The sequence below is a fragment of the Deinococcus sp. genome (genome assembly GCF_018260405.1).
Classification (GTDB): Bacteria; Deinococcota; Deinococci; order Deinococcales; family Deinococcaceae; genus Deinococcus.
On the sequence record NZ_JAGLBG010000115.1, the window covers coordinates 1 to 5,792 of the forward strand.

The window sequence follows — 5,792 nt, forward strand, 5'->3', positions numbered from 1 at the left end:
GATGTCGGGCAGCGCTTCAGCGGCAGCGTCAACTATTCCATTCCCTGGATCAATTCCAACTTCCTGGATTTTGCCCGGCACCCGACCAGCCTCAGCCTCAGCCTGAGCAGCAATGCGGTCGGCAACAACTCCCTGTATATCAAGGGCAGAGACGGCCTGCCGACCAGCGTGGACACCGGGCGGCAGTACACCGTGCGCTCGACGGGGTTCAATGTGGCGGCGGCCCGCGCCCTTGAACCCAACCTGATGGCCTCCGCCGGGATCTCCGTTTCCTCGAGCAAGTATTACCTCGAACCTTACAAGGCTGGGGACTCGCTGTCGACCACCCCCGCGAACCGGGCCACCTACCAGGATGACACCGCCGCCACCGTGCAACTACCGCTGGGAGCCACCACCGTCATGCCCAAGCTCGGCTTACAGTACGACACCACCGATTCGGTGCTTGCGCCGAGTTTCGGGGTGCGGGCGCAGGCGACCCTGGGCTACGGCGTGGGCCGCCAGAGTGACGGCGTTTCGCTGTCGTGGGGGCAGGTCGAGGCCGGAAGCAGCACCTACTACGGTTTCGGGCGCACGCTGGATGACGGCAGCAAGCAAGAAGTCATTGCCGGGCGCGTCAACGCGGGCACCATCGTCGGCACGGGCGGCGAAAGCAACGTGTTTACGGTGGGCACCAACGTCTTTGATCCCGCCTACGAAATCCGGGGACAGTCCAGCACGCTGCACGGCACCAGCTACCTGACCAGCAGCGCGGAGCTGCGCCACAATTTCGGCGTTAAACTCGGCGATTACGTTTCGGGCGTTTATGGCCTGGCCTTCGTGGACGCCGGAGACGCCTGGACCAGTAACAACGGCGACAATCCTTTCGGCCTGAAAGTGGCTTATGGAGTAGGCGCACAAGTCAACACTAGCCTGCTTAACGTGCAGTTGACCTACGGCCAGAGCAGCAGCGGCAATGGACGCTTTGCGCTGCGGCTGGGACGGTTCTGGTAAGAACCTGCGGGGTGATGATGGCGCACCGGCCCAAGCGGACTTGAGCGCAGCACAGCGACGGCCATAAGGTTTTGCGCTGTGGCGCTACAGGCGGGACAACACCACCTGTAGCGCCACAGCGCAAAACCCGTATCTTTCCTTCTCGCCTCTGGCCGGGTTGACTCTGAAATAACCAGAGTCAACCCGAGTCCTTCCTTACTTCGTTTTGGTAATGCGGTTCTGTGCCCCACCTGCCAGACCAGGGTTGGCCTTGACATAAGCCACGAAAACATCGATATCTACGAGGTTCGGGAGTTGCAGGACGTTGGTTCCGCTTTTGAAGGTCGAGAAGCTGTCGCCGCCGCCAGCCAGGAACGAGTTTGTCACGATGCGGTAGTTCTTGGCGGGGTCCAGCACGGCCCCGTTCAGCTTGAGGCTGCTCGCATCGACCCGGCTGCCTTTGGCGGCAGTGCTGTCGTAGCTGTAGGTCAGTCCCTTACTGATTTGCAGGACTTTATTCGCGCCAACGGTGCCGCCGCTGTCGAACTGTTCTTCCAGCACCGCCCTAATCTGTGCGCCGGTCAGGTCCATTACGGTCATGTTGTTGCCGAACGGCTGCACCGCGTACAGATCACCGTAAGTCACGCTATTTCCGGCGCCGCTGGCAATCAGGTCGGCACGCAGACCGCCAGGGTTCATAAAGGCGATCTGCGTATTTTGCGCCCCCGTGCTGGCCAGCATAGAGTCGGCGACCACGTCACCCAGCGCACTTTCGCCCGCTGCATTGTTAGTCTTGGTGATGCTGGCCGTGGCGATGGTGCCTACCGGGGACTGTCTGACCGCGTTAGTCAGGTCTTTGGCCCGGGTGACCAGCGTAGTCATGGCGGGGTCCTTGGGCAGGGTGCGGCTGTCCATCAGGACGTTCATGGCCCTGACCTCTACCTTTTTGGTGCTGGGCGTAATGGTCAGGTCCAGGCGCTGGAGCAGGTGGCCGTAAAAGTCGCCCTCAATAACGGTGCGCCCATTGACCAGGCAGTTGTAGCCCTGGTGGGTGTGCCCGCTGATTACGGCGTTCACGGCGGGGTCAAGGCGATTGACGATGTCCACGATTGGCCCGGTGAGGGTGCCGCAGGCCGGAACCGCGTAACCGTCCTTGGCCGTGCCGCCCTGGTGAATCAAGACGATAATCGCGTCCACCCCTTTGCCTTTGAGCTCGGTGACATACTTGTTGATGCTGTCGGCCTCGTCCAGAAAGTCAAGCGTGGCGATACCGTCGGGGCTGACGATGCTGGGCGTGTCCTTGAGTACAGCCCCGATAAAGCCGATCTTGACGCCGCCTACCGTCGCTATATCGTAGGGGTCGAAGACGGTCTTACGGGTGGTCTTGTCCACCACGTTGGCTCCCAGCCACTTGAAAGTTGCGCCGGGGTACGGGTTCTGGAACTTACAGGCCTTTTCGGGCGCGTTACTGTCGCAGCCGCCCTTTTGCATACGCTGCAATTCCTTGAGGCCCTGGTCAAACTCGTGATTGCCCAGACTGCTGAACTTCATGCCCATCTTGCTTAATGCCAGAACCGTGGGTTCGTCACGCAGCAGGCTGCTGGTCACGGGAGAGGCCCCGATCAAGTCGCCTGCCCCCACAAAAATCTGGTTGGCGTTCTTGTCCTTTTCCTGCTGGACGTATCCGCCGATCAGTTCGGCCCCGCCCGCCGGGAGGTTGACCAGCTTGGTGGCGTCTGCCGGGTCGGGGATTTTAAAATTGGTTGCTTCCAGATTACCGTGGAAGTCGTTCAGACCCAGAACCGTCACATTGACTGGCGTGCTGGATTTGGCGGAGGTGGTACTGGAATCAGTGCAGGCGGTAAGCAGCAGTGTCAGGCTCAGGGCAGCGAAAATATTTTTCATCTTGCCCTTAGCGTAAAAGTTAAGTGTTGGCTGAGCGTCAGGGTCAGCCGCCAGGGGGAGGGTTTCAGTACTTGGGCAGCCCGCCCACCGTGGTCAGGGTAAAGCCCCGGTAGCGGGCGGCGCGCAAAAAACCTTGCAGAATACTGAGCATTTCGCTGGCGTTGTCGTGCAGCAAGACTATGCCGCCAGGCCGCAGCTTGGTCCGCAGCCGCGATTCCAGCAGAGCCTCGCCGGGGTTCTGAAAGTCGCCGGGATCGTCCGTCCAGAACACGGTAGTCAGGCCAAGCGCCCGGGCCGCCGCCAGCACCTGCGTGTTGTATTCGCCTCCGGGCGGGCGAAAGTATTTCACCGGTTCCCCGGTAATCCTTTCGATAGCGGCGTTGGCCTGCTGAATCTCGCCGAGCATTTTGACCGAGCTGAGGGGAGGCAGGCGCAAGTGGTGGTAGGTATGGTTGCCGACCTCGTTGCCGCTTTCGGTCATGTCACGAATAAAGTACGGGTAGGGTGCGGCATTGCGCCCAATGACAAAAAAGGTGGCCCGAACCCCGGCCCGCCGCAACAGATCCAGCAGCAGCGGCTCATACATGGGGTGCGGCGCGTCGTCAAAGGTCAGGGCCGCGATGGGTGAATTGGCGTTTTTGCTGTGGAACAGCAGCCCCCCCAGCAGCCCCCCTTCGCGCCGGGCCTGATTTTCCAGACTTGTCTCGTGGCCCAGGGTGACTTTAGGTATCGCCTCGCGCACCCGGTCGGGGGCTTCATAGGCGGGCAGATGCCCCGGATTGACCCAGACCCGGTCATAGGGCACCCGGTCGGTAATCCAGAGGCCAAAGTCCTGTACGCGGCTGCGCGGCACGCTGGCTGTCATCAGGGGCAGCCGCCCGCCGAATCCCGCGTACGTTTCTGCCGGATAGATGCTGAGGTCTACTTCATTCAGCCTGGGTCTGGCGGCGAAAGTGGCGGCCACGACCTGCTGGGCCAGGACACGCAGCTTCATGCGCTCGGCAGGGTTGACCGTCACTATGGCGTGCGCCACCTCTATAAACCCGTTGCCGAGGTACTGCACCTGCCTGACCTGTGGAATGCCCGGAGACAGGGTTAAGGTCGGCACAGCCCGCGCCGCACGGGTGCCCGGCGCAACCGGCTGCACCTGGCCCGGCACACTGGCGGGAACTGCCACGGGCTGCGTCTGGTCTGCCACCTGCCCGCTAGACAGCGTCCCGAGGTTCAGCGCGAAGAAGAGCAGAAGCGCTTTATTGGCCCTTGCCATTGGCCCAGTCCAGGTTGGCGAGCATTCCCGACGGCGTGTGGCCCTCTGCGGCGTACAGCGCGGCGGCTTTGCGGTACTGCGCCTGCGCCTGCGCGTTCCGGCCTTCCTTGCGCAGCACCACTGGCGGCCAGGGCATTTTTCGGCTCGGTCTGAAGCGCGCGCAGCAGGTACGTTTCGCTGGTCTTCAGGCCATCCGGGGTCGACCGGCCTGTGCCGGTTCCCAGAACGCCGCCAGTGGCCCGCTCGGCGCGGTAATAGTCGTACTGAGAGCGCACGTATCTTCAGGCTCAGGAAGGTCAGGGCCGCCGGTTTGACCTCGCCCCGGCCATCGGCGCGGGTATACCCAGTCATCATGTTGTCCTGGTTAAAACTGGCCGTCATGAAGCGGTAGTTGCCGTCAGTCCAGGCCAGAATGCCCGAGTGCGTGGCAAAAGGCTGGGGCTCGCTGGCGTCCACCTGTACGTCGCCCGCGCCACTCGGAAGCCTGAGCACGCTGGTCACGTGGCCCAGATTGCTTTCCTGCCCCGACATGCTTTTCCAGACCATGACCAGCCCCGCATCGAAGCCCGCCTAGCGCAAGTAACTTTTGCCACGCCTGGGGGTCTTTACGCTGAAGCGGACGCGCCGCCAGACTGCCGAAGATGACCAGGGCGGTGGTGGGAATCACCGAGAGCAGCCCGCGCAGGCCCACCCTGGACAGCACGGCGTCATTGATGGCCTGCACCGCGTTGACGGTTTGGCTGATAATGCCTACGCCGCCGTGTGCCCCGAATGCCAGGAATCCCGCGTAGCCGAGAAGCAGCGTGGCGGCGACGCCCAGCTGAAGTGTAGATCTCAGGTGGGCCAGCAGCGCCCCAAAAAAGGTGGACAGCGCGATCAGTTGCAGCACGCCCAGCCCCAGCGTCAGGCGGTGCTCGGTGGCGCTGGTTACAAAGGCGCCGACCAGATACAGGGTGACGGCCCGCTGAATCAGGCGGCGGTAAAAAGGCTGTCCGCTGATTCCGGCCCGCTCCATGGCGGCCTGCGAGTAAGGAAGGGCGGCCCCGGCACAGAACAAGAACCAGGGAAACACCATGTCGGTCAGCGTCAGGCCGCCGAATTCGGCGTGGGTCAGCTGGGCCGGGGTATGCTCACCGAGCGCCACATTGTTGACCAACAGCATCAGCATGACCGTGGTGCCGCGCCAGGCGTCCAGCGCCGTCAGCCGGGGCGCGTGCCCTGCCCTGGGCAGGAGTGTCGGCGTCTGGGTGGCTGTTTCTTCTGGCCCAGGAAGTTTTTTTGGCACGGCGACTTGCTGTGCCCCAGGAACCGCTACCGGGATTCCGGCGCTGCTGCTCTGAAGTTCTGTCATGCCTTCCTCCCTGCCCTGGACCATAAATCTTCTAGTTAAATCAAGGGTGAAACCCCACTTGTAAATGCTGGATGTTCAAAGTGCACTGTGCCCTGCCACAGCTTCCCAGCTGGGCGGAGAAGAACTGGAAGTTGGTCGTTGCTGGGCAGCGTGTTGGCGTCTGGCCGTGTCTATGCTTTGCGGGCAGAGCGAATGAGGGTAAAGGCACAACTAGCTAAATTGGTGTAACTGCTCAGCAGGGGGACTTGCGAAGCGGAAAGGGGTAGAGTAGGGACATTACGCAAAAGATCTGTCCCAACT

General features: G+C 62.0%; 5 protein-coding genes. 1 reads left to right on the forward strand and 4 read right to left on the reverse strand.

Annotated elements, in window-relative coordinates:
- A partial coding sequence (locus QZ269_RS11510) for a BamA/TamA family outer membrane protein (RefSeq protein WP_291426848.1) occupies positions 1 to 990 on the forward strand: 990 nt, incomplete at its 5' end.
- A gap of 195 nt (positions 991 to 1,185) precedes the next feature.
- Here the strand turns inward: QZ269_RS11510 and QZ269_RS11515 are convergent.
- The 4 genes from QZ269_RS11515 to QZ269_RS11530 form a co-directional block, all read right to left on the reverse strand.
- Positions 1,186 to 2,874 (reverse strand): bifunctional UDP-sugar hydrolase/5'-nucleotidase, encoded by a 1,689-nt coding sequence (locus tag QZ269_RS11515; protein ID WP_291426849.1) that lies wholly within the window; start codon positions 2,872 to 2,874, stop codon positions 1,186 to 1,188.
- A gap of 64 nt (positions 2,875 to 2,938) precedes the next feature.
- Complete coding sequence (locus QZ269_RS11520; protein WP_291426850.1) at positions 2,939 to 4,141, reverse strand: polysaccharide deacetylase family protein; 1,203 nt, start codon at positions 4,139 to 4,141, stop codon at positions 2,939 to 2,941.
- The gene (locus QZ269_RS11525; protein WP_291426851.1) at positions 4,125 to 4,277 is read right to left on the reverse strand and encodes a hypothetical protein; all 153 of its coding nucleotides are present in this window, start codon (positions 4,275 to 4,277) and stop codon (positions 4,125 to 4,127) included. The genes QZ269_RS11520 and QZ269_RS11525 overlap by 17 nt, the downstream gene beginning before the upstream one ends.
- A 261-nt stretch (positions 4,278 to 4,538) precedes the next feature.
- Positions 4,539 to 5,492, reverse strand: a complete 954-nt coding sequence (locus QZ269_RS11530) for a DUF5009 domain-containing protein (protein ID WP_291426852.1) — start codon at positions 5,490 to 5,492, stop codon at positions 4,539 to 4,541.
- Between the last annotated feature and the right edge of the window lie 300 nt (positions 5,493 to 5,792).